Annotated in this window: 11 protein-coding genes; 5 read left to right on the forward strand and 6 right to left on the reverse strand. The window is 66.8% G+C overall.

Annotated features, from left to right (window positions below):
- Positions 1-25: 25 nt before the first annotated feature.
- From AB0368_RS07160 to AB0368_RS07170, 3 genes are all read right to left on the reverse strand, one after another.
- Complete coding sequence (locus AB0368_RS07160) at positions 26-6,796, reverse strand: polymorphic toxin-type HINT domain-containing protein (RefSeq protein ID WP_366152872.1); 6,771 nt, start codon at positions 6,794-6,796, stop codon at positions 26-28.
- Positions 6,793-10,431 (reverse strand): LamG domain-containing protein, encoded by a 3,639-nt coding sequence (locus tag AB0368_RS07165; RefSeq protein WP_366152873.1) that lies wholly within the window; start codon positions 10,429-10,431, stop codon positions 6,793-6,795. Before AB0368_RS07165 ends, AB0368_RS07160 begins: the two co-directional genes overlap by 4 nt.
- A 1,056-nt stretch (positions 10,432-11,487) precedes the next feature.
- Positions 11,488-12,057 carry a hypothetical protein gene (locus AB0368_RS07170; protein ID WP_366152874.1) on the reverse strand — a complete coding sequence of 190 codons (570 nt, stop codon included), beginning with the start codon at positions 12,055-12,057 and terminating at the stop codon, positions 11,488-11,490.
- Between the two features lie 1,381 nt (positions 12,058-13,438).
- Between AB0368_RS07170 and AB0368_RS07175 the strand changes: the two genes are divergently transcribed.
- The 3 genes from AB0368_RS07175 to AB0368_RS07185 all read left to right on the forward strand — a co-directional run bounded on the left by AB0368_RS07175 (position 13,439) and on the right by AB0368_RS07185 (position 16,915).
- Positions 13,439-14,674, forward strand: coding sequence for an IS110 family transposase (locus AB0368_RS07175; protein ID WP_366152875.1), 1,236 nt, complete (start codon positions 13,439-13,441; stop codon positions 14,672-14,674).
- A gap of 166 nt (positions 14,675-14,840) precedes the next feature.
- On the forward strand, positions 14,841-15,344 hold the full coding sequence (locus AB0368_RS07180) for an ATP-binding protein (protein ID WP_366152876.1): 504 nt from the start codon (positions 14,841-14,843) through the stop codon (positions 15,342-15,344).
- A 440-nt stretch (positions 15,345-15,784) separates the two neighbouring features.
- A complete protein-coding gene (locus AB0368_RS07185) occupies positions 15,785-16,915 on the forward strand; it encodes a hypothetical protein (protein WP_366152877.1) in 1,131 nt (376 codons plus the stop codon).
- Between the two features lie 323 nt (positions 16,916-17,238).
- On the opposite strand, the gene AB0368_RS07190 is transcribed toward AB0368_RS07185, so the two are convergent.
- Positions 17,239-18,156 carry a transposase family protein gene (locus tag AB0368_RS07190; protein ID WP_366152929.1) on the reverse strand — a complete coding sequence of 306 codons (918 nt, stop codon included), beginning with the start codon at positions 18,154-18,156 and terminating at the stop codon, positions 17,239-17,241.
- 316 nt (positions 18,157-18,472) lie between these two features.
- Here AB0368_RS07190 and AB0368_RS07195 point away from each other — a divergent pair, with 316 nt between their 5' ends.
- Together AB0368_RS07195 and AB0368_RS07200 are read left to right on the forward strand one after the other, a co-directional pair.
- Positions 18,473-18,886 carry a DUF1707 domain-containing protein gene (locus AB0368_RS07195; RefSeq protein ID WP_366152930.1) on the forward strand — a complete coding sequence of 138 codons (414 nt, stop codon included), beginning with the start codon at positions 18,473-18,475 and terminating at the stop codon, positions 18,884-18,886.
- A gap of 131 nt (positions 18,887-19,017) precedes the next feature.
- Positions 19,018-19,368, forward strand: a complete 351-nt coding sequence (locus tag AB0368_RS07200; RefSeq protein WP_366152878.1) for a hypothetical protein — start codon at positions 19,018-19,020, stop codon at positions 19,366-19,368.
- Between the two features lie 183 nt (positions 19,369-19,551).
- Here the strand turns inward: AB0368_RS07200 and AB0368_RS07205 are convergent, their stop codons facing one another.
- Both AB0368_RS07205 and AB0368_RS07210 read right to left on the reverse strand, forming a co-directional pair.
- Entirely contained in the window at positions 19,552-20,127 is a 576-nt protein-coding gene (locus AB0368_RS07205; protein ID WP_366152879.1) for a hypothetical protein, read from the reverse strand.
- 352 nt (positions 20,128-20,479) lie between these two features.
- A complete protein-coding gene (locus AB0368_RS07210; RefSeq protein WP_366152880.1) occupies positions 20,480-21,163 on the reverse strand; it encodes a hypothetical protein in 684 nt (227 codons plus the stop codon).
- Positions 21,164-21,850: the final 687 nt, after the last annotated feature.

Here is a 21,850-nt window from a genome sequence, read left to right on the forward strand (position 1 = left end):
TGTAGCGAGCGCAGTCTTTCTGATCCTACGGGTTGCGTATCACGCGCCAATAATCGCCGTCTTGCTCCCAGCCGTATCCCTTCTTCTTTAAGTACCTCAGTTCTCGTTGGTAGACGTTCCCCCCTTCATAGAGCGCCTTATTCGGATCCGTCAGTAGGCGGATCTTCCTGCCTTGGGCCAGCGCGTCGTTGATAAAGCGTTTGTTGCGCGTCCAGTTCCAACCACCCGTGCCACTTCTCCCGTCATTCATCGTGCCCCGGGCATTCAGGCGGTCCGCTTCAAACCCTCCCAAAGGCTTTCCGTCAAGGTACCTATCGATGTCCGCCGAGCGGCCGAGTAGCGTCACGACATCGCAGTTGTGTACCAGGACGGGCGTATTGCCAGCCAGCACATAGTGCGTGTGCAGCCTATCGACGGTGAGGTTGTACATCCAGCGCGTGCCAGCGTACGAACGAGTCGCTACCAGGGCGTGCTGGGCGCCGTTGGCGGCGCGGAGCCGGCTGCTGGCCTTAAGCTCGCGGGCCTTGATCCATTTGTGGCTGGCCTGGTCCCAGAACGGGTGGTCCTGGGTGGTCCGGATCAGTGCTGACTTGCCGTTCGAGGTCCTCACGGTCAGGTCCGTGAACTTCTTATCGTGGTTCAGGTGTGTCGCTGTGACGTCGCGCGACTCGGTCCGGCCGGTCCTTGGATTTGTGGCGAGGACCTTGTCGCCGACTCGGATCTCGGCGATCTTCTTGCTGCCACCGTCGGCCATCAACACCAGCGTGTCCGCGGTGAAGCTGTTCCCGCCGTGGCAGAAGTTCGCGGCGACCCGGCTGGCCTTGGTGCCAGACGACGCCGCGTCTGCGGCTTCCCTCTCGACGGCCTTGAGCGCCCCGCTCGCAGCTCCGCTGATCGGCGTCCCGTCGCAGGGCAGATCCGCGCACATCGCGGTGTCGCGTTCTTTGCCGATCTCGATCCACCAGCTGTCATTGCATTGCTCGGTGCCAATGCCGCAGGCGACAAAGATGTCGCGCAAGGTCTCCCACCGACAGTCGTCCGAGAGGCACCCGTCCGTGTCGGTATTCCACAGATGACGGTTCTCGTCTATCTGAGGGATGAGCTTGTTGAGGTCGGGGCCGCCCTTGGGGAGGACGACGTTGTTGACCGCCTGGGTGCCGTCGGAGTAGGTGGTCACCTTGGTGCCGTGCCGGCCGTAGCGATTGCTGGAGCCGTGATAGCGGTGCGTGGTGTTGTTGTCGGACCAGCCGGTCGGCCGGCCCTTCTTTCGGGCCTTGGGCGCTACCGGGACCGCGTTGTCGCAGGTGCTGTAGCCGCCCCCGTTTCCGCAGTCCGGTCGCAGGCCGGACGGGTCGGACAGCGTGGTCGGGTTGTTGTTGCTGTACGAGTAGCCGTTCCACTGCTGCGGATCCATCAGGTCCTGGACCGGGTCGACCGAGAGGAAGCGACCCATTGCAGCGTCGTAGACCCGGGCCCCGACGTTGACCAACCCGCTCGGATCGATGTCGCCGCCGACGAAGCCCTTCAGCGTCGGCCACTGGACCGCTGCGCCGCGGTTGTCGCCGTAGGGCTGCTGGCGGCGGGTCGTGGCCTTCTGGGTGTACGCGTTGACCGTCACCGACTGGGTGCCCTGATGGTCCGTGAACAACCAGTTGAGCGACTCCGCCGCCCCGGTTCGCGACGCGACTGTCCTGCCGCCGAACGAGTAGTAACGGGTCACCGTGGCTGCTCCGGTGGCCGGCTTCCGCAGCTCCATGCTGGGCAGGTACACGGTGGTGCCGGTGGCGTCCCGGTGGACGAAGCGACCACCGTCCGGGTCGTAGACGTTCGTGGTGGTCGTCTTGCCGTTCTCCACGATCGTCGACTGCTTGCCCTCGCTGTCCCAGGTGAGGGTCTGTCCCGGACGGGTGATCGTGTTACCGGCCGCGTCGTAGGTGAACGACGTCGTCGCTGGGGTGGCCTTGCCTGGTTCCACCGTCGAGGTGCCAGTGACCGCATGCGGGCGGACGACGCCGGTGCCCGGTGTGGGCACCGTGTAGGTGGTGGTCTTGTCGCCTGATGCGGTGTGCGAGACCTGCTTGGTGCGGTTGCCGAGGTCGTCGATGGTCCAGTCGAGCCAGTACGGTGCGGGGCCGCCCAGGTTCGCCGCTGACGGGGTGGTGGCGCAGGGTACGCCGGACTTGGGCGTCCATGCCGTGGTGAGCCGCTGCAGCGGGTCGTAGCCGAAGCACTGCGTGTCGGCATCGCCCACCTGCGGGGTGTCGGCGATGGAGAGCAGGTTGCCGTTCTTCTCCCAGTCGTAGATGCGGCTGGAGACCGTACCTGTCGAGGTTTCGGGCTTGACCTTGACCTCGTGCACGCGGCGAGTGTCGTGCTCGTAGGCGACCGATTCTTCGGCGTAGACACCACCGGCGATCTTGAGGGTGCTGACGGTCGGCTCGCCGAAGGCGCTGTACTGCTGGGCGGCCACATAAGAGCCGACGTTCGCCCGGTTGGTCTCTAGGCTGGTGGGGAGGCCGGACGTGGGGTCGTACTTGGTGGTGATGGTCTCTGCGGTCACGTCTGCGGCCGCGGGGTACGTCATGGTGGTCGGTGCGCCCGTGTAAGGCGAGTAGTTGTAGCCGTACACGTACGTACCTGTGATACCGGGCTCCGACGCGGGAATCACGTACTGTTCGCCGGCGACGTCGTATCGCAGCGTGAAGCCGCGGGCCTGCCATTTGTACGCGTTGCCGTTGTCGTATCGGATGGCCTGCGTCATCTGGCCCTTGAGCGGTACGCCGGAGTAGAGGGTGTCGTACTTCCACTCCACGCGCTTGTTGGCGTCGGCCACGGCGGTGTCGTAGACCGCGGACTTGCGGCCCATGTCGTCGTACGTGTACCAGAGGACCTTGCCGCGTGCGTCCGTGGTCGTCTGCAGGTCGTCGTACGCGGTGTAGGTCAGCGTCGACTTGCCCTTGTCGGGGTCCCTGCTCTCGATCAGCCGGCCCTTGACGTCGTACTTCATGGTCCATTCGTCGCCGGCGGGGTCCTTCACCGACGTCAGCTGGTCCTTGTCGTTGTAGCCGTACGTCGTGGTGAGGTGGGCGCCGGAGGAGGCCCCGGCGGTCGTGTACTGCCAGGCCTCGGTGGTGTGCCCGAGAGCGTCGGTCACGGTGGTGGTGGAGGTGCCGCCTTTGGGCGGTACGACCGTGGTGCGGTCACCCTCGTACGTGGTGGTGGTCCGCCATTTCTCGACGATGTTGGTCTCGCCGTCGCCGGCTCGGTATGCCACGGCGGTCGCCCGGTCGGCCCGGTCGTAGTAGGTCTGATTCTGGCTGGGCACCGACCACGCCGGTTCCCACCACAGCAGGCCCGACGGGTCACCCGGCTCCGCGTGGGCGCCGAACGTCATTTCGGCGCGGCCGTGGGCGTCGTAGAGGGTGTCGGTGACCACTCGGCCGCCGCCCACCGCCGGTGTCTGAGTCTGCCGCGGGCGCAGCAGGCCGTCGAGGATCTGGAAGGTGACAATCGTGCCGCCGGCGGCGTTGAGCGCTTCGGTCTTCACGTAGGGGTACGCGGAGCGGCCCCCGCTGTAGCCGTAGGTGAACTTCGACGACGGCTGGGTCTCATGACCGTCCCGTGGCCAGCCGACGTCCCAAACCTGCGAGGTGCGGCCGAGGGCGTCGTAGTCCACCTCGGTGACGCGTCCGTTCGGGTCGGTCACCTTCTCCGGCTGCGCCCAGGACGGGTTAATCTCTGTCGTGGTCACCCAGCCGAGCTGGTTGGTCTGGGTGCGGCTGGTGGTCAGGCTCTTGGCCGGGGTGAATGCCGTGGTGACGGTGTTGCCGCGGGCGTCGGTCGAGGTCAGCTGTCGGCCGAAGTCGTCGAACGAGGCCTTGCTGGTGGTCTGCCAGGCTGTGCCGTTGGCGGCTGTCCAGTCCTTCAGCGTGTCGGCGCGCGTCAGGGCGCCGTGTACCGGCGCCGTGCTCGAGCTGGTCGCGCCGTCGTAGAAACTCACCCCGTCCGAGAGGATGTGCTTGGGCTCGGTCGGTGCGGTGGCGCAGGGCAGAGCCTTGATCGTCACCCGCTTGACCGTGGCGAGCAGGTTCTTCGCCGTGTTCCGGTTGTACGACGTGGTGGTGCACTTCTCGTCGCCGGTCTTGGCGATGTCGCCGTTGTCCTGCACCGTGGTCGGCATCCCGTAGCCGTCGAACGACGTCGTCGTGCTCGTTGTGCTCCAGCCCCGGGCGCCGTTGACGCCCAGCGCTGTGCTCGAGTACGTCGTCTTGGTGCCCACGTACCGGGCGGTCACGGTGTCGCCGTTGATCGTCCGCGACGCGGTGGGCTCCGAACGCCAAGGGACGTTCACCGTCTTGCTGACCGGCTTGTCCTCGGTGCCGTTGTAGACGACCTGCTCGCGGACCATGCCGGCGTACTGGTCCTCGTCGTAGACGGTCTCCGAGCCCACGGACGCGTCGACCGTCACCGTGCGGGGGCCGCCACCCGGCGATGACTTGTCGCCGTGCATGCCGCGCAGGTAAGTGGTCTTCGTCAGTGACTTGTCGGAATCGCCGACCTGGGTCGTCACCGTCGCGTAGCCGCGGAACTGGTCCCACGTCTTGCGCTTGGGCTTGGTCAGCCCGTCGTCATCGGCGTAGTGCCAGGCCGGCGTCTCGCCGTACGTGTAATAGGTGTTGACCGTCGGACTCTGGTGACCGTCCGCCAGCTGGGTGTCGCTCTGTGACACCTTCGTCACGACGTACTTGTGCCACCACTCGGTGATGTCCGGCCCGTCGGGGTTGGACGGGTCGGGGCCGACCACCGGGTAGCAGAGCTTGGTGTTGCTCTGCGGCGAGGACGGCAGGTCACCGGACTTGCACTCGGGCAGCGAGTACGTCACCTGGATCTGTGAACCGGTCTCGGTGTAGATGTTGCTCAGCCGCTGCCAGTTGTTGGTGGTGTTGGTCTTCGTCAGGACGCGGTTCTGCATCGCGACCGGCTCCAGCGTCACCGGCGGCAGGGTCACGGTGCCGCCGACGTGGCCGGCGTGCACGATCGAGCGCAGCCACAGGCCCCCCTTCTGCCCGTCGCCGGGTGATGGGAATGAGTGCGTGAACGTGTACGAATCGACGTTCTGCCAGCCGGGGGGCGCTTTCTTGGTGTCCCAGACGCGGGTGGTCACCTTGGCGAGGCGCTTGGTCGACCAGAAGGTCGGCGTCATGTCGTCGCATTCGGTGGCGGTGGCCTTGCACTCCTGATCCCAGGGCGTGTCCGGCCAGTGCGAGCCGTCGTGGTTGGAGCAGTCGGACAGGCAGCGGTCGGCAGGGTCGAAGACCACCTGGGCGAGCGGGTTGACCGAGCGGTCGCTGCTGCCCCGGTCCCAGGTGCCGTAGTCGATGCGGGTTAGTACGCCACCGCGAACGTATGAGACGTTCTGCGACTCCTTGGCCTCTGCCCCGTACTGGTTCGTCTCCTTGTCGTACCAGAACGAGATCGTGTTGCCGCGGGTGTCGATGGCGTAGTCGAGGTTCCACCGCCAGGCCTGGGTGACCCGTGAGTCGTGGAACGAGGTGTCGTGGCCGGGCTCCCCCGAGTGGTTGCCGTAGACCGGGACGGTCCACGCCGAGTTGGTGTCCGCGCTCTCACCGGTGAGCTTGTTGAGGCCGAAGAAGTACTGGGTACCGTCGGTAGAGGTGACCTTCCAGTGCTCGCCGTCGTTGTCGCCGTTCGTCGCGCCGGTCAACCGCTCGATCTTCGAGCCGTCCTCGGAGCGGGAGTGCCAGCCCTTGCCGTCCTCGTACACCAGCTCGGAGCTGCTGCCGCCGAGAGACATCGTGGCGTTCTGCGACCGCCAGCAGAGGTCACCGGTGTACTCGGGATTGTTGGGCGACCCTGATTTGTCCTCTGAGCACGGCACGTACCGGCGCTCGATGAAGCCCGGCGAGTACTCGAACCCCTCCCCGATCCAGGACGGCTGGTTGTTGGTGGCCGACGACCGGCCGTCCACGCTCGACGAGGAGTAGGCGAGACCGATCTCGGGCTCCGGCCCGCCCATCGCGCTGGGCACGCGCATCGGGTACGACCAGGTGAAGTCTCCCGTGGAGGCCCCTGCCGACCAGGTCGACGACGGCGACAACGAGGTCGCTCCGAAGTCGCCGGAGTCACCCGCCGGCGCCGCGGCCAAGGCTACGAACGACGCACCCGAGGAACTGCGGGTTGCGGCGCGCTCGGCGGCGGGCGAGGTGATCTCCGCGGTCACCGTCTTCTTGGCGACGTCGTTGCGCGACGGCAACGGCGTGGCCGTGCAGCCGGCCTTGTCCGGGGTGGTCAACGCGCACTCCGGCAGCGACCACAGGCGCAGACGCGACGACCAATTGCCGCCGTACGCGTACTGATACGCCGAGTAGTTCATCGTCACCGACGCAGGGCCGCCGGAGAGCCGGGCCACGACGGCCGCCCTCCACCGCTCGGGAACCGTCGCACGGTCGACCACCACAGCGGTTGCCGCTGCGGACGCGGAGGCGGCGCGCTTCGCCTTGCTCGCCGGGGCCGTAGTAGTGACGGGGGTTCCCGCCGGCGGCCAGACCGGCGCGGGCAGCTTGACGTCCGGCAGCTCCTTCGGCTTCCACGGCACCCCATGGACCTCGCCGCCGTCATGGTCCAGCGGCTCGGACTGCGCGACGAGGTGGCCGGGGTCCACCGGCTTGGCCTCGGCGGCCGGCGAGACTGACAGGGCGGAGGCCACCAGGGCACCGACCGCTCCGACGGCGACCAGAAGTCTTGCGCGATTCATCGTGTTCCCCGTCTCGCTCACGCGGTCTGCTCGTCGTAGAGGGTTTCGATCCGGGCGCCGGTCAGCATGCCCTGGTACACCCGGACGTCGTCGATGCCGCCCAGCCAGGGGTCGGTGAAGTTTCCGGCGGCATTGTCAGCTGCCCACCAGGAGCCGCCCACGAGTAGGGGCCCGTTCGCCTGCCAGGCAGAGGGCCAGGGTCCGCTGGCGGCCCAGACACCGTTGACGTACAGGCGGATCTGCTTCTGCGAAGCGTCGTAGACCATCATCAGATGCGTGAACGAGCCCTCGTCGTCGACGTCCAAGGGTCGCGGCGCGATGACGTGGCTGTACGTCTCCCCGAGGTCGGAGTCTGTACTGGCCGTCATCACCTCGAACCGCTGGGCGGTCACCCCGTCGAGGGTGGACTGGCGCGTGCCGAGATAAAAGCCCGACTGCTTGGTGCCCTTGGCCGCGATGGCCGTCATGGTCGTCGTCACCGAGTCCACATGCACCCATGCCGACACGGAGAATGACTGATCCGTGCGCAGGACAGGCGCGTCATGCCACTGTGCGGGTTGTCCCTGGGCCGCCGTGTTTCGCTGGGTGGAGCCGTACTCGCGGGTCGGAATGCCGTAGAAAGGATCGCTCGGGTCGTCGTACAGCAGCTGCCGCTTGTCCAGGCTCAGATAGGCACCGCGAGCGCCGGTCTCGACGTCCGCCCCCTGCGTGAGGCGAAGGTTGCGGCCCCATCCGGTGCCGTCCGTCGCCTCACAGGTGTCAGGCACGGACGGGTCGTAGCACGGCACGGCTGTCTGAAAGTCCCAGTCGCCCACCTGAATGGGCTCGAGAATCCCTGGCTCGTTCACTCCGCCGGATCCCGCATCGGTCGCCCGCTGGCCGCCGAAGTCGTGCTTGACCAGCACCCGGTCGAAAACCTGCACATCAGCGACGGAACCGATCAGGTTGTCGGTCCACGACGTAGCAGTCTGCTTACGGTTGCCGATCCGGAACTTACTGGTGCTGCTCCACGGCGCCGGCGCAGGTTCCTCGGCCTTCTGCACGCCATCCACCCAGACCTGCAGTTGCTTCTCGGCGGCGTCGAAGGCGCCGGCGACGTGAGTCCAGCGCCCGGCGACCGCGGTATTCACCCCGCAGACGGTCACGCTGCCGGCACTCGCCTCGTCGGCATTACGCATGAGGAAGCAGAAAGACTTGTCGGCCGTGCCGTCGCCGTTGCGATCATCGCTGCGGAACTGCAGCTGGAAGTTCGCGACGTCGGAGCCGTCCTGCGAAACGATCGTGCGGTAGCCGGTGACGTCGTCCAGCCGGACCCACGCAGCCACGGCGAAGCTCTTGGTGGTGTCGACGACGGCGTTCGTGGTTATGACACCGTTGTTGTTGAAGGTGGCGTTCTTGCCCCCGACGAGCCGCTGCTTGTCGGTCCAGGTGATGTTCAGGGGCGGCTCGAGTTGTGCGTCCGCGCGCTGGAATGACGCCGGCCGGGTCGGCAGCGTGGGCTGGGCGTCGGCCAGTTCGAAGCCGGGCTCGATGTCGGGGTACTTCTCCAGGCCCCAGCGAGCGATCGGCGGCGACGGTCGTCCGACGCTGAAGGTGAGGGAGCCGTCTCCCTCGTTCCGTGCACCGTCGACGGCCTGCAGATGCAGCACGTTCTCGCCGTACTTCGGTGCGGTCAGCTCGACCTTGATGCCCTTCCTGGAAATGCCGTTCGCGTCCGTGACGGTCCCAGCGGGCTTCTCAGTGAGCACCGCCTCGTTCCAGCCGTACCGGAACGTCGTGACGTCCGTGGCGGTGGATGTGATCAGGAAAGTGCCCGGCCGGCCCGGCCCCTCCGGCGGCGAGGTCATGGTGGCGGTCACCGGTGGATCATTGGTATCGATGCGGAAATAACACCAGTCGGACCAGTCGCTGGGGAGCGAGTAGGGCGCCGGATCGGTGCTCTTGACACGCATCGCGTACGTTTGGTTGTTGCTCGCCGTGACGGTCTGGCTGTAGTCACGGGTGTTGGCGGCAGTGCCGCTCTTCGGAGGCGAAGGCATTTGCACCCAGTTGTCGGCGACCTTGTACCACTCCCAGGTGCTCGACAAGGACTGACTGCCGTCGCCGTCCGGCATCACGGCGGAGAAGTACGGCGTCGTGGTGCCGATGGCGATCGAGGTGCTGCGGCATGCGATACCGGACACCTGCAGCGAGTAGGGCTTGCCCGGCTCGGCGTCGACATCCGCGATGAGCTTGGCGTTGCTGGGAAAGAACTTCTTCCACCGCTCCTTGGCGGTCTCGTACTCGTGATCCTCGTTGCCAGCGCTGAACCCGACGGTGACGGTCGACGAACCCTTCGAGGCCACGCCGCCGAGCAGCGACGTGACGGCCGAGCCGGTGAAGTTGACGATCATGTCGGGCTGCGGCGAGTCCGAACAACCGTCGCCCTCGTTGGCGTGCGACTCCGCCGCCGACAGGTGCTTCAGGAATGACTTCCACGCCGTGCGCGGTGTCGCAGAGATCGGGTTGGCGCTGTACATGTGCGTCCACGTGTTGTCGCACGAGTACGAGTGATCCAGCTTCATCTGCACGTACGCCCACTCGACGTGCTTACCCTTGAGCTCAGCGGTAGGGAACTCGAAGTACGAACGGTAGATCCGCCCGTCCGGATCCATTCCCACGCGGGCACGGGAGACGTCGCCGTTATTGGAGTTGTTGTTCGTCGCGTACGCCCAGCGCTTCTTGCCCTTGCTCCAAGCCGGGTCGATGTACACCGGATAGGTAACCCCGGTGCCGAGCAGCGACGGATCCGGGCGCAGCACAAGGTCCCCGTCGCCGGAGATCTCCGTGGTAACCGCCGCCACCCGGGCCGTATCGGCCGGCGCGGCCACCGAGGACGGCTCGGGTGACGCCGCCGCGGCCCGGGCCGCCGCCGAGCGGGCCGGCTTGCCCGAAGGAACACCCAAGCCGGCCGGTGGGGATGCAGAAGCCGTCGAGTCCCACATCGCAGGCGCGGGCGCCGAGGCGATCAGCCGGTTCCCGGCCACCGCCGCCAGCGATCCGTCCCGGTTACGGCGCACATCAGCGTCGCCACCGGTCTCGAACGTGATCGCGCGAAGCGCCGGGTTCGCTGCCGCCTGCACGGTCTTGACCTTGAGAACGTGGGAGAACCCGTCCTCCGTGGCGCGCACCGCGAGGTCCACCCCCGGCAGCACCTCGGGGTAGGTCGCCGTGTCACCCGCGAGCGCCGGCGCCGGGAGCGGACCACCGGGCCAGGTGAGGGTGAGCTGCTTGCCCCCCTCGGCAACGGTGGCCAGCGGCCCGGACCCCCCGGCGGAGAACCTCACGTCCGCCACCGAGACGCGGGGACGCACGACCCCGCCGGCCTCGGTCAGGCTCAGATCGACATCGGCCCAGGAGCCGTCCGCGCGACGCACCCGCTCCGGCACAACGCCCGCCTCGTACGTCAGATGCCCGGACGGCTCGGCGAAGACCTGGCTGTACTCCGAACGCTCGGCGAGCACCTCGACCCGGTCACCCGACTGCCGCGCCAGCCGCAACGCGGACGCCTGATCCAGCGCCGTGACCGACCGCGTCGCAGTAGGCGACGCCCGTACGGCCGTCTGCGCGCTCAGCGGCGCGAGCGCCACGACCAGCGCAATCGTGAGGCCGCCCACGACCTGGTGACATATGTGGACAGCATGCGGTGACGCCACTGAGCAACCCCCCGTGAACCTTGATCGCGGCGGGAAAACATTAAGGCTCTTCGAAGTCTCTTGTCGACCCGCTCACGCTCCGACCCTGCTAAAAGCCGGATTCATGACAGGCGACCACCCGCCGACACAGTCGGTGGCACAGCGGCGCGCCGACCCCGAACCGACAGGCAGCATCGGGCAGGGCAGATACACATGGCCTTCGCCGCTTCGACTCGCGGCCACCTGTCGTCATGGCTGCCACCTATCGCTTCAGGCCGGGCGGCACGGTGTTTGCGTCGACCGGCGAAGTGCCACCCTGTCCGCGGACGACATCGACGTCGCGCTCACACGCCGACCAGTCCCAGCGCGCCGCGACAGGCGAGGAAGAGCGCTGCAGCGCACCATCCATACCGGGTTGAGAGCGCTGCCCGCGCACGGCGGGCCGCCGGTCGCTTTGGGCGCTGATGACGCCTCGCGCCACCAGCGCCCGGCAAGGCTGTGACTTCAGCGCTCGCCGACCGCGATCCACAAAGCCCATGTGGGTGGGAACAGTGGCACCGCAATCACCGCTTCAATGGTCGAGGAGCAGACCGCCACCAGCCGCGAGATCAACCGCAGCGTCACCGCCGCCGCCGGCGCCCTCCCGCCCGGCTAACCCGGGTCAACGCCCCGGTGCAGGCCCACGGACACGCGAGCGGATGTGCCGACAACAGGCCGCGGTGTAATGGGGCACCTGGGTGTGCTTGGTGAGCTCTCCGACGAAGCCGCAGCCGGCGTCGGTCGGCAACCCCGCCCGGATCGCCGCGAAGGAACTCGGTCATCAAGGGATCGCGGGCGGTGGCGGGGCGTGCACTACGGCGTGCTTGCACCGGGCGGCCCGGCTGCCGCTGGGCGCAGTGCACCGTCCAGGTTTCGCCTGGACCAGCCGACGGCCGACAGATATGTGCCGCCGCGATCTGGCAAGATCCTCGTGTGCTCCCCAGCCGCACACGTGAGGCGCTCCAACGCCTCGAAAAGGGCGAACTGGCAGCGTGGAATTCAACCCACGAGACGCAACAGCGTGCGCCTTTCTGCTTCGGCCGTGCGGAGCTCGGCCTGCGCTGCGGTGACTTGATCCGTGAGCTTGGCATGGATGTCGCAGACGTGCACCAGCAGGCTGTCAATGTGGTCCCGAGCAGCGGTGATCTGGTGGTGGACCGACAAATCAATCAGGATGTTGTCGAGGCTGATGTCGGCAAAGCGAGTGATGACGTCGGCGTACAGCCGATCAGCGGTTGACGACAGCGGCATTCTGGTCAGCCTTTGTCGCAGTGCGGACACGTGTTGATTGGCCTCGGAGGCCAGGTCGAGCGCTTCGTCCAGCTCATTGTTTTTGATCATGCTGATGATGGATCCGCCGCCGAGGATGTCGGCGACGGACCAACCAGCCGTGCAGTCCAGCGCTCTGCCGGTCTGCGCGAGCGCTTGGGCGGTGGTATCAGCCAGGCTCGCGGCATCTGTCAGATCGCGTAGTTCGGCTTGCAGCCGTTCGCGAAGTTCGGCCAGTTCGTTGAGTCGCGGGCCCGGCTCTTCACTAGATGAACGCAGCTGTCGCTCCTTGCGCGTCATTGCCGCCTCGGCCAGGGCCGCGCGAAGGGGGGCTGCGCGTTTCTGACGCGACCTGCGGTGTCTCAGAGACTTCGCCAGAGGAGCTAGCTCGTCATACATCAGTGGTAGCGCCTCATAACTCCAGGTTGCGTCGACGCGGGCCCAGCCCAGCTGTGCGCCAAAGACGACTGTCAGAGTGCCGCACTCCCGCAACCCGGACATCCGCTCATTGCCGCCGACCGTGAGCCGTGTCCAGAGACCAGTGCGCCGCGCATGAATGTGCCTCGCCCTGAGCTGCCGTCTGTCGGATTGGGTCAGCCTGAACGACGAATCTTGCGCATGAGCATTGCCCATACGCCGTATCCGGAGCCGACGTTCCCGGTGATGGCCCCCGCGGCGGATCCCATGAATAGAGCGTTCGCACACTCCGGGCATACCTCCCGCCCGGTGACCGTCTTCTTGAAGGTCGTCCGCACACTGCGGTGGCAGTCAGGGCACTCGCGAGTTGACAGTCCCATCGCGCTCTCCTCAGAACGGGCTGTGCGCAAGCGTACGGATGCGAAGCAAACCTGGAGACACGGAGCTAACTATGCACCGGCAACGGCGGTGTCCTCATCTGCCGCCGTCCGTGCGCGCCGGCCCGCCGCGCGTGGTCACAGTCAGTGAACCGCATGCTGTTCTGCCCGACGGCCTCAACTGCCGAATTCAGTGCACAGCGCAAGAGACGAAACCTGTCAGAAAGAATCCGACGACCGCTCCCCACGCCAGAGCGCTGGCCAGCGGCCTCATTTGGCTCCAGAGAGCCAGCCCGCCACACCCGACCAGCGACCAAAAAAGGAATACGACGGCCGCTAAAAGCTCGAGTTGCGACCGCATCTTATCCTCGTCGCCCGACGAGTCGTGCCCTGAGAGCAGTACCCCCATCGCCAGCAAAATCTGAGGCAGCGCGCCCAGCAAGGCAACAACCCACCACCGCAAAGAAAATCCGCCTGGTCCACCTGTCGCTCCAGATCCTGCGCTTGCCGAGCGCCTACTGCTAGGCACGCTGCGCTCCTCTCGCCTGTGTCGGCCGCCGGCAGGTTTCTGCCTTCCTTGGCAAATCATGCCGCTTGGCAGCGGGAGAGAGCACAGTTCGCCTAGAAAGCGGCGCCACCGTTCTCATCTAATAGGTTTCGTCAGCCTGCTGGTGCAGGATGGCTCCGGTAGCGGCCGGCGGGTCAGCACTCCACTCATTTGACCTTTGAGGTCTTGCGGCAGACCGTGCGCTCGCTGGTCGTGAGGAGATGAGACAGCCGATGGGATGACGTGCCCCGCCCTGGGTGTGGTGAGCACTTGACTATTAGATCGCTGGCGTCTCCTCCGCGCTGCTGCCACCGACACGGTGTCGATACTGGAGGCGAGGATGATCTGGGTCGGAGATGACTGGGCCGAGGACCACCATGACGTCGAGCTTCTCGGCGACGACGGACGTCGGCTGGCCCGTGCACGACTGCCTGAGGGTCTTGAGGGCATCAGCCGGTTGCATGCGCTGATCGCGGAGCACATGCCCGCCTCGTGGGTGGACCTCGAAGCGGCTGAAGCCGCCGCTGGGGTGCAGATCGGCATCGAGACGGACCGCGGAACCTGGGTGCAAGCGCTGCTCACGGCGGGGTATCAGGTGTTCGCGATCAACCCGATGTCGGTAGCCCGATACCGGGAACGGCACTCCACCTCGGGTGCGAAATCCGACGCTGGTGACGCCCACGTTTTGGCCGAGATCGTGCGCTTGGACCATACCCATCACCGTCAGGTCGCTGGTGACAGCGCCCTTGCCGAAGCGGTGAAACTGGTGGCGCGGGCGCATCAGAGCTTGATCTGGGACCGCACCCGGCAGGTTTTGCGGCTGCGCTCGGCGCTGCGGGAGTTCTTCCCCGCCGCGCTGCACGCCTTCGACGACCTGAGCGCAGGTGAAGCCCTGGAACTGCTGGACCGCGCACCCGATCCGGACCGGGCTGCCCGGCTGCCCCGGGTCACCGTTGTCGCCGCCCTGCGCCACGCCGGCCGCAGGGACCTCGACGGGAGAGCCACCGCGATCCAGCAAACGCTGAAAGCAGATCAGTTGCGCCAGCCGCGGCCGGTGCAGAACGCCTATGCGGCGATCGTGTCCAGCCAGGTGCAACTCATCAACATCCTCAACATCGAGATTGCCGAACTCGGGCAGGTGGTGGCATCGCATTTTGGCCGGCACCGGGACGCTGAGCGCTACCTGAGCCTGCCTGGCCTCGGGCCCGTGCTCGGCGCCCGGGTTCTCGGCGAGTTCGGCGACGATCCCCACCGTTACTGCGACGCGAAAGGCCGCCGCAACTACGCGGGTACCTCTCCGATTACCCGCGCGTCCGGCACTCGCCGCATCGTCATCGCTCGCTACGCCCGCAACCGGCGCATCGCCGACGCCGTCCACCAATGGGCGTTCTGCGCCATGCGCGGCTCACCCGGAGCCCGCGCCTACTACCAAACCCTGCGTGAACGCGGCACCGGCCACCAAGCCGCCCTGCGGCAGCTCGGCAACCGCCTGGTCGGCATCCTGCACGGCTGCCTCAAAACCGGCACCACCTACAACGAAGCCACCGCTTGGGCGCATCTCCAACCCCGCACTTGACATCGAAAAACATAGGATGTCTGCCGCCGTCCGTGCGCGGGCTGGTCGAGGGCGGCCACGGACGGTGACCGTCGCGCCACGCCGCTCGGCATCCTGATGGAGTAGCCGAGTTGAGGGCGTTTGGGTCGGCCAGCCGCGTGATGACCTAACGGCGATCATGGTTCGTATGACAACCAACGGTGACCAACGCCCGCCCGCTGCACCATCCGGTGGCCTGCTCGTCGTCATCTGCGGGCTGCCGGGAAGCGGGAAGACCACCAAGGCCAAGGAAGTGGCCGCTCAACGGCGCGGTCTGCGGCTCGGACCTGATGAGTGGATGACAGCACTCGGCGTCAGCCTGTGGGACGCCGCCATGCGAGAACGAGTAGAGGTACTCCAATGGTCGCTAGCCCAGGAGCTCCTACTCCTCGGCAACACCGTGATAGTCGAGTGGGGGACTTGGGCCCGTTCTGAGCGCGACGCCCTCCGGCTCCGGGCGCGCGAGCTCGGGGCTGCGGTGCACCTGATCTACCTGGACGCACCGGATGAAGAACTCTGGCGCCGAATCCACGAGCGCGCTATGGAGGACCCTCCTATCCAACGCTTGGACATCGACGGATGGCGGCGTCACTTCGAAGCGCCCGATGAGCAAGAAATCGGCCTGTACGACGTCTTACCGCCAAGCCCGTAACGCGTGCTCATGCCGCCGTCCGCGCGCGGGCTGGTCGAGGGCGGTGACCGTCGCTCCACGCCGACCAGCATCCTGAACTGCCGAGAAGTGTGCACCCGATCGTGGTCGTGCGGGTGGCATGCATCGACCGCCGGACGTCGGACGCCCGGTGCGCGAGGTACCGGCGGCGCGTGAGAGCGCACCCCATGGCGAGGCGCGGGTTTCTAGGGCCGGGATCAGTTTCAGCCGACGGTGACGTGTAGGGCCGTCGAAAGGTCTGACCAAGACTCGCGGAGGATGGGACCAACTTTCCAACCCGAGCTCTCCTGATTGCCAAACAGCTCTGTCGCCGGCAGGCAAGCTGAGCGTATGGCTTCAGAACCAGCGGAGTACTGGCCGCTTCGACTGCCGTCTATGCGTGCGTCCGGCAAGGGCGTGAAAGCTCCTGAAGGGGCGGTTGCATGACGGCCAGAGTGCTCTTCGACGGATCCGTGTTCTTGTCGTATCACCAGGTCCAACTCTGTGACGAGGCGTATGACGAGTCGGACGACGAAAAGCAGCCGTGGCGTGGCCAGGTCAACGGGTTGTGTGGTGCGGCATCCGCCGGCCGCTTGGACCTCTTCACCGGGCTGCACACCGGCGATGTCCAGTTCCGGGTTGAGCTGCACGACACCGAACCCGTCATCGATGGACGCTGGGAGGAAGTGGTCGAGGCCTCCTTCGTTGCACGTACCGACTCATCGTTTCTCGCGGGTTTGATGAGTGACGGATGGTCCATCGACCTGCCCGCGGGTAGTTACCGCGTCCGGTACTGCGCCGACAAGATGCAGCAGGGCGACGACCAGGACAGCGGAGCGGACGAGATCATCGACTCCTACCTCCTGCAGTTCTGGCCAGCCCAACCGGCTCCGGACCGTATCGTTCGGCGAACCAGCCGGGCGGCCGCCTACTGGCATGACCACAACCCGGAGCCCGCGCTGACTGCTTCTGACCTCGCGGTGCGTACACAGAGAGAGCGAGAGGCCGCCGAGAAGGAAGACGCCGAGTACCAGCGGCTGATGGACCAGGAGGTCTGGGGCGATCGGATTCCCAGCGATCGCCTTCGCGCGGCAGCCGAGTCTGCGAACCCCCTCCAGGAACTGGATCCCGAGTTGCCCCACCTGCTGGCAGAACAGGATGGCGACGTTCTGAAAGCAGTCGCGTTGTGGGCAGCCGAACGGGCCGCCGCAGTGTCCTCGATCGACCAGCTGCCCTGGGTTGTCGCGGCCCTGGCCGCGCTTCGCAAAGGCGAACCGTTGCCACCGCCGTTTGATCACGAAGCCCCGGAGGACGATTACCCGACCGAGGTTTGGGCCCAGCTCGACGCCATCGAGATCACCACGATCCGGATGCCGAGCGTGGTGAACGGGCCAGAAGCACCCGAAATTTCGCTGCAGCATGTCGCCATGCCGGCAGTTCTCGCGAACGCGGACCGTGATCCCCTCACCGCAGCCCTCAACGCTGTTTACGCGTCCGCCTTAGCGCACGGCGAAGCCGGGTACCGCGCCTTTCTGGCCGAACTCAAGTCCACCTTCCCCCAGGTCCAGCGGTGAGCCGCTACTCCGGGCAGTGTGACCTGACCGAGTGCCGATCCTGGGGTTCGGTCGGCCGCGCTGAGTTGCGATCAGACATCCCTCATCTGCTGCCGACCGCGTGCATAGACCATCGGCCAGTCTTCACACTGTGACCGCGGTTCAGTCTCTCGGGCCCTGAACTGCCGAGAAGAGTGCGTGGCGCCTTCTAGCACTATCAGCCAGGAGCGTGAACGCGCCATGGCGTTGCTAACCGCAGAGTCTTCTTCTTCGACGATGCCAGAAATGCTTACGACCTTGTGCGCAATTGCGGATGGTCGTGAGCTGCGAGGACGTGGTACTGGCTACCAGGTGAGGCCGGAGGAGCGGTCGGAGACGAGTCCGGCGACGGCGTTGATGGTCTCGGGTAGTAGTTCCCGGCGGCCGGTGAAGCGTTGCAGCACGCGCCACCACTCGTGCTCGGCGATGGCGTGTTCGACCGGGATGCGTTGCGACGACTGTGCCTTGCGCGCGGTCTGCCACTCAATGTGACGCTCGACAGGGGCGTCAGGGCGCGGTTTCAGGGGCGGGGCGCTCACTTGGTCGGGATGGTCGCGGGCCAGGCCCTGGTAGCCGGCGTCGACGAGCAGCTGCACTGTGGGATGCAGCTGCAGCAGTCCCCCGATGCCTTCGATGCGTGCGGCGGTGGTGTCTTGCATGCGTCCGGGACGGGTGCTGCCGCACCACAGCGTCGCGCCGTGCTCGTCAGCGGCCACGCTCGTCTTGATGGTGTTCTGTTTCAGCTTGCCCGACACGAACGCTTTACGCCCGGCGCGACCGGCCCGCGGCCGGCGCACGCGGATCTCGGTGGCATCCAGCCGCACTGTCACGCCCTCGGCCGCGGCGTAGGCGAACACATCGGCCAGGGTGTGCAGCCGCACCCCGGACGGCGCCGCGCAGCCGCGGCTGGCCAACAGCGGTCGGAGCTGCCCGATCGCCCGGGTGATCGTGGACCGGTCCACCCCGAACACCACCGCGATCGCGCCGTGCGGCAGACCCAACCGCAGATGGGCCAGGGTCACGACGAGCCGGTCGGTGAACCGTAACGTCGGTGGGCGTCCGGCACCGGGCGCCCGGCGGCGGCGCCCACCCCTGCGGGTATGCAACCGACCTTCCCTGCCGGCCTGCCATACCGGGCGCAGCTCGGCTACCAACAGATGCAAGTGCCGTCGGGAGATCCCGGTGAACGCGTGATGGCTGAACACTCGACGAGCCCACCGCATCGACACCCGCAGATCATCGCGCACCCGACTCAGAAGCAACCAGCCGCCTACTGTGCACAAGGTCGTTACTCCGCCGGCTCCCCAACCCGACTGGTGATGCCCCCCAATGGCAGGGCGGGCCCACCACGGTGTGGCTCGACGCCGGACGAAATGGCGGAAGGCGAGCGGTTTCGTATGCAGTCAACTGACCGGCACGCAGCAGTGACGATGTCGCGCCATCTTGGGTACGCTGCCCCGACAGCAGCGCCGAAGGGACCGATCGATGACTCAGGATGTCCGTAGTCCCGCCCGGTGGCGTGACGCCGAGGTAGCGATACTGCGTGCTGCCGACGCTGACCGCCAGCACGTCGTTGAACAGCTGCAGTCGGCCGTCGATCAGGGCCGGCTCACACTATCGGAGTACGACGAACGCCTGCGAATCGCTTATGAGGCACGCACATATGCCGACCTGACTGTCTTGATAGAGGACCTACCCGCTACCACGCTTGCCATCGACGAGGTTCCCGCCAGGACCACCCTCGCACCCGACTCGGCGGGAGGTCTCCCTCACGCCCTGAGGGTTCTCTGGACGATTTGGGGCACTGCGGTGGCCGTCAACTTTGCGGTGTGGGCATTGGCGACCACTGCCGCGGGCGGAGGAATCCACCCGTGGCCGGTATGGGTGGCCGGGCCACCCGGTGCTGCTCTCTTGTCGGTAACCCTGGGAGTGTGGGCAATCCGGCGGCGGTAACCCAGCCCCGATTCGGGCTGATCGACGAACGTACCCCGAGGTGCACTTCTGCCGCCGAGCGTGCTCGGTGAATCCCCGCTCTGCCCGGTCAGCGCAGCCCGTAGTGGAGGTTCGCTGCCTAGAATGCGCCGGTGCGGCGGATCGAGGTAACCGGTGAGGGCATCACGGTGACGGTGGTGACCGAGGCGCTGGTTTCGGTATTCGGCAAGGAGATGCGGCCGGGTAGCACCAGCGTCTACGCGTTGCCGTGGGATGAGATCTCCGCTGTTTCGCTTTCGAGGACGGACCTTGGGTCCGACGGCGACCGCGGTGTCGACCTGACGGTGAACCTCACCTACGGCGAGTTTGTCGAGGTGCATGAGGACGCCGAAGGCTTCGCAGACGCCGTGCGTCAGCTGTGCCGGTTATCCGGGATCCCGGACCCGGACCCGGCCGCCTTGCCCAGGGACGAGGAACCGATCTGGCCAGGCCCCCGGGATTGAAAGCGCATAGTCCAGACCCGGTGGGCTGACCGGTGCAGGCGTGCACTGTTCTGCCGCGTTGGCGGCTCGGATGTGCGACCGAGGTCGTCTCGGCGAGGTCGTTCGGTCGTTGCCGTTGCCGTGGTTGTTGGCACGGGGCCCCCGCGCTGCTGCGAGGCGGGGGCCGGTGGCGGTTGTTCCGAGTTAGGACTTGCGGGAGCGGCCGATGGGATATCCCTGTTCGCGAAGAGTGCTGGCCCAGCCTTGGATGGTGCCGTAGGGCTTGCCGTAGTGCTTGGCCAGCTCGGTCAGTTTGCCGTTTACCTGCTTGTACACCCGCATGATCTCGTCGGCGGGCGGCCGGCCATGCCGTCCGGCGCCGACGACCGGGGCGGCGGTCTTGGTCTTGGCCGGGCCTCGCGCGGACTTCGCGGCTGTCTTCGCGGCCCGCCGGGCCGGCTGGTCGGCTGCCGATGCGGGACTCGGCACTCCTGGCTTCGTGGCCGCAGCCCGGTCGTGGGTCGAGGCACCGCTGTCAACAGCCGAAGCGGGTTCGCCGGTGGCGTCGGCTGCGGGCTCCTCGACCACACTGGTGGAGCCTGGCTCGGTCCTCTGCGGCGCCCTGGCATCGACCTGTCCGGCTATTGTCGACAGGGACGCGGGTTCGGCTTCGTTGAGTGCGGCCTTGACCCACTTCAGAACCCGACGCCGGGCGTGCGAGTCCAGTGGGTGCAACAACTCGAACGTCTGCTGCATGACGGTCAGCTCGGGCAACGCCATCAAAGTCTCCTGGCTCAAACAAGTGGTCAACACAGTGGGCTGCCCACAGTAGGCGAACGGCTTTCAGCCCACCGATCGAGGGCAACATGCCGCCGACGTCATGCGTCAGCGGCAGCGTGAACGACATCGCACGAACACTGGCCGACACCGCGACGTGGTCAACGCACACAAGCGAGTGCTCCTCACCGGCCACCGCAGCGTGCCGTTGCCCCGACGTCATGGAACCAAGCAGGGGGCTGGTCTGGCTATGGGTCGACGCAATGGGGTAGGGCGGTGCCAGCCCATGCAGGCATCGGTGACGCTCTGGCTGTACGCGAGGTCCCCGCCCAATCGGCGCACGCCGTGGCCCGGGTCAGCCCCGCTTCTCAATCTGTCCGCGCAGCTTGAGGAATGCGGACCTGGCCTCGGCGACCTTGCTGAAGTACCAGATCAGGAAGCCCATGCTGCCCTTGTCGGCCCATGCACAGATCGCAACGCTGTTCCCTTGCACGGTCCCGGTGCCACACTTGGCCACGCCACCCAACGTCCCGGCGTCCATCGAGGTGACGTTCTCGAGGGCAAGCCCACTGTGCGACATGCCGGCGAGGAAAGCCGTCAGATCGGTAGAGGGGCTGCGGACCGGCGCTGCGACCGCCTGGACCATCATCATGTCGCGCTTGCTGGCAGTGCCGTACAGGGCGCTGGCCTCACTGGTCCGTCCGGGCGCCTTGGCGAAAGCGGCCGGTATGTCGCTGTCCTTCGGGCGGCCGCCGAGCTGGGCAGGCTCCACGGTCTTGACGGTTGTAGCAGTCTTCGTCGTGTTGGTGGTCTTGGCGTCCTTCGCGTCTTTCGCGGTCTTGGTGGTTTTCGCAGTACTGGGTTTCTTCGCAGGTTTGGTGGTCTTGGCGGCGCTGCTGGACTTGCTCGCCACGGCGACCGCCACGTCGTCGTCCTTCCGGACGCTGTAGGCGGCGACACCGCCGGCGACGATCAGGATGACCACCGCGGCGATCGCGGCGATGAGCCTCGGTATCCTCTTCGACTTCTCCTTCGGCACTCCGAATACCGGGAGGCCGACACCCGGGGGCGGGAAATTCGCCTGCCCGAACGCAGGCTGGCCGGGTCCCGGGTGCGGAGGACCTACTTGCCCGGACGCGGGCGGTTGCTGGCCGTATCCGGGCTGGCCGTATCCGGGCTGGTCCGGCATCGATCCGCCCGGTTGCCCGTACGCGGCTCGATCCGACCCGAGCTCGGCCGGCTGCCCGTACGCGGGCTGGGCCGGCCCGGGCGGAGCGAGTGGTTGCCCGGCACCGGGCATCGGGGGTGCCGCCTCGTACCCGGACGGTCCGTACCCGTAAGCGGGTAGCCATTCCGGGGTGGCCGGCAGACCGGAGCCGGCCGCGAACCCGGGCGCCGCCTCATGACTGGCCGGCAGGCCCGAACCCGACGCGAAGCCCGGCTCCGCGACCACGCCGGCCCACTGCGGAGCAGCCGGTGCCGAGGGCATGCCGGGCGGCACGAGACTGCTCCCCGGGTGCGAACCGGCTGGCGGCAGACCGGGATCCTGGTGGTGCGGGTGGGGCCGACCGACGCCGTACGGTTCTGCGGAAGGCTGGCCGTAAGGGTGGGGCGGCTGCGACATGAGGCTCCATCGATCGGGGTACCGCTGCCGGTGTTCGCCGGCAGCGCATCCGGAAATCTGAACGCATCCTCGATCGGGTGGTTCCCTCAAGACCGGCTCAAG

The organism is Actinoplanes sp. NPDC051475 (assembly GCF_040689425.1).
In the GTDB taxonomy this organism is placed as follows: Bacteria; Actinomycetota; Actinomycetes; order Mycobacteriales; family Micromonosporaceae; genus Actinoplanes.

Coding starts and splice junctions, on each gene's coding strand:
- AB0368_RS07190 (WP_366152929.1), bottom strand. CDS start 18,156: ATGCGGTGGGCTCGTCGAGTGTTCAGCCATCACGCGTTCACCGGGATC.
- AB0368_RS07175 (WP_366152875.1), top strand. CDS start 13,439: ATGATCTGGGTCGGAGATGACTGGGCCGAGGACCACCATGACGTCGAG.
- AB0368_RS07185 (WP_366152877.1), top strand. CDS start 15,785: ATGACGGCCAGAGTGCTCTTCGACGGATCCGTGTTCTTGTCGTATCAC.
- AB0368_RS07170 (WP_366152874.1), bottom strand. CDS start 12,057: ATGACGCGCAAGGAGCGACAGCTGCGTTCATCTAGTGAAGAGCCGGGC.
- AB0368_RS07180 (WP_366152876.1), top strand. CDS start 14,841: ATGACAACCAACGGTGACCAACGCCCGCCCGCTGCACCATCCGGTGGC.
- AB0368_RS07205 (WP_366152879.1), bottom strand. CDS start 20,127: ATGGCGTTGCCCGAGCTGACCGTCATGCAGCAGACGTTCGAGTTGTTG.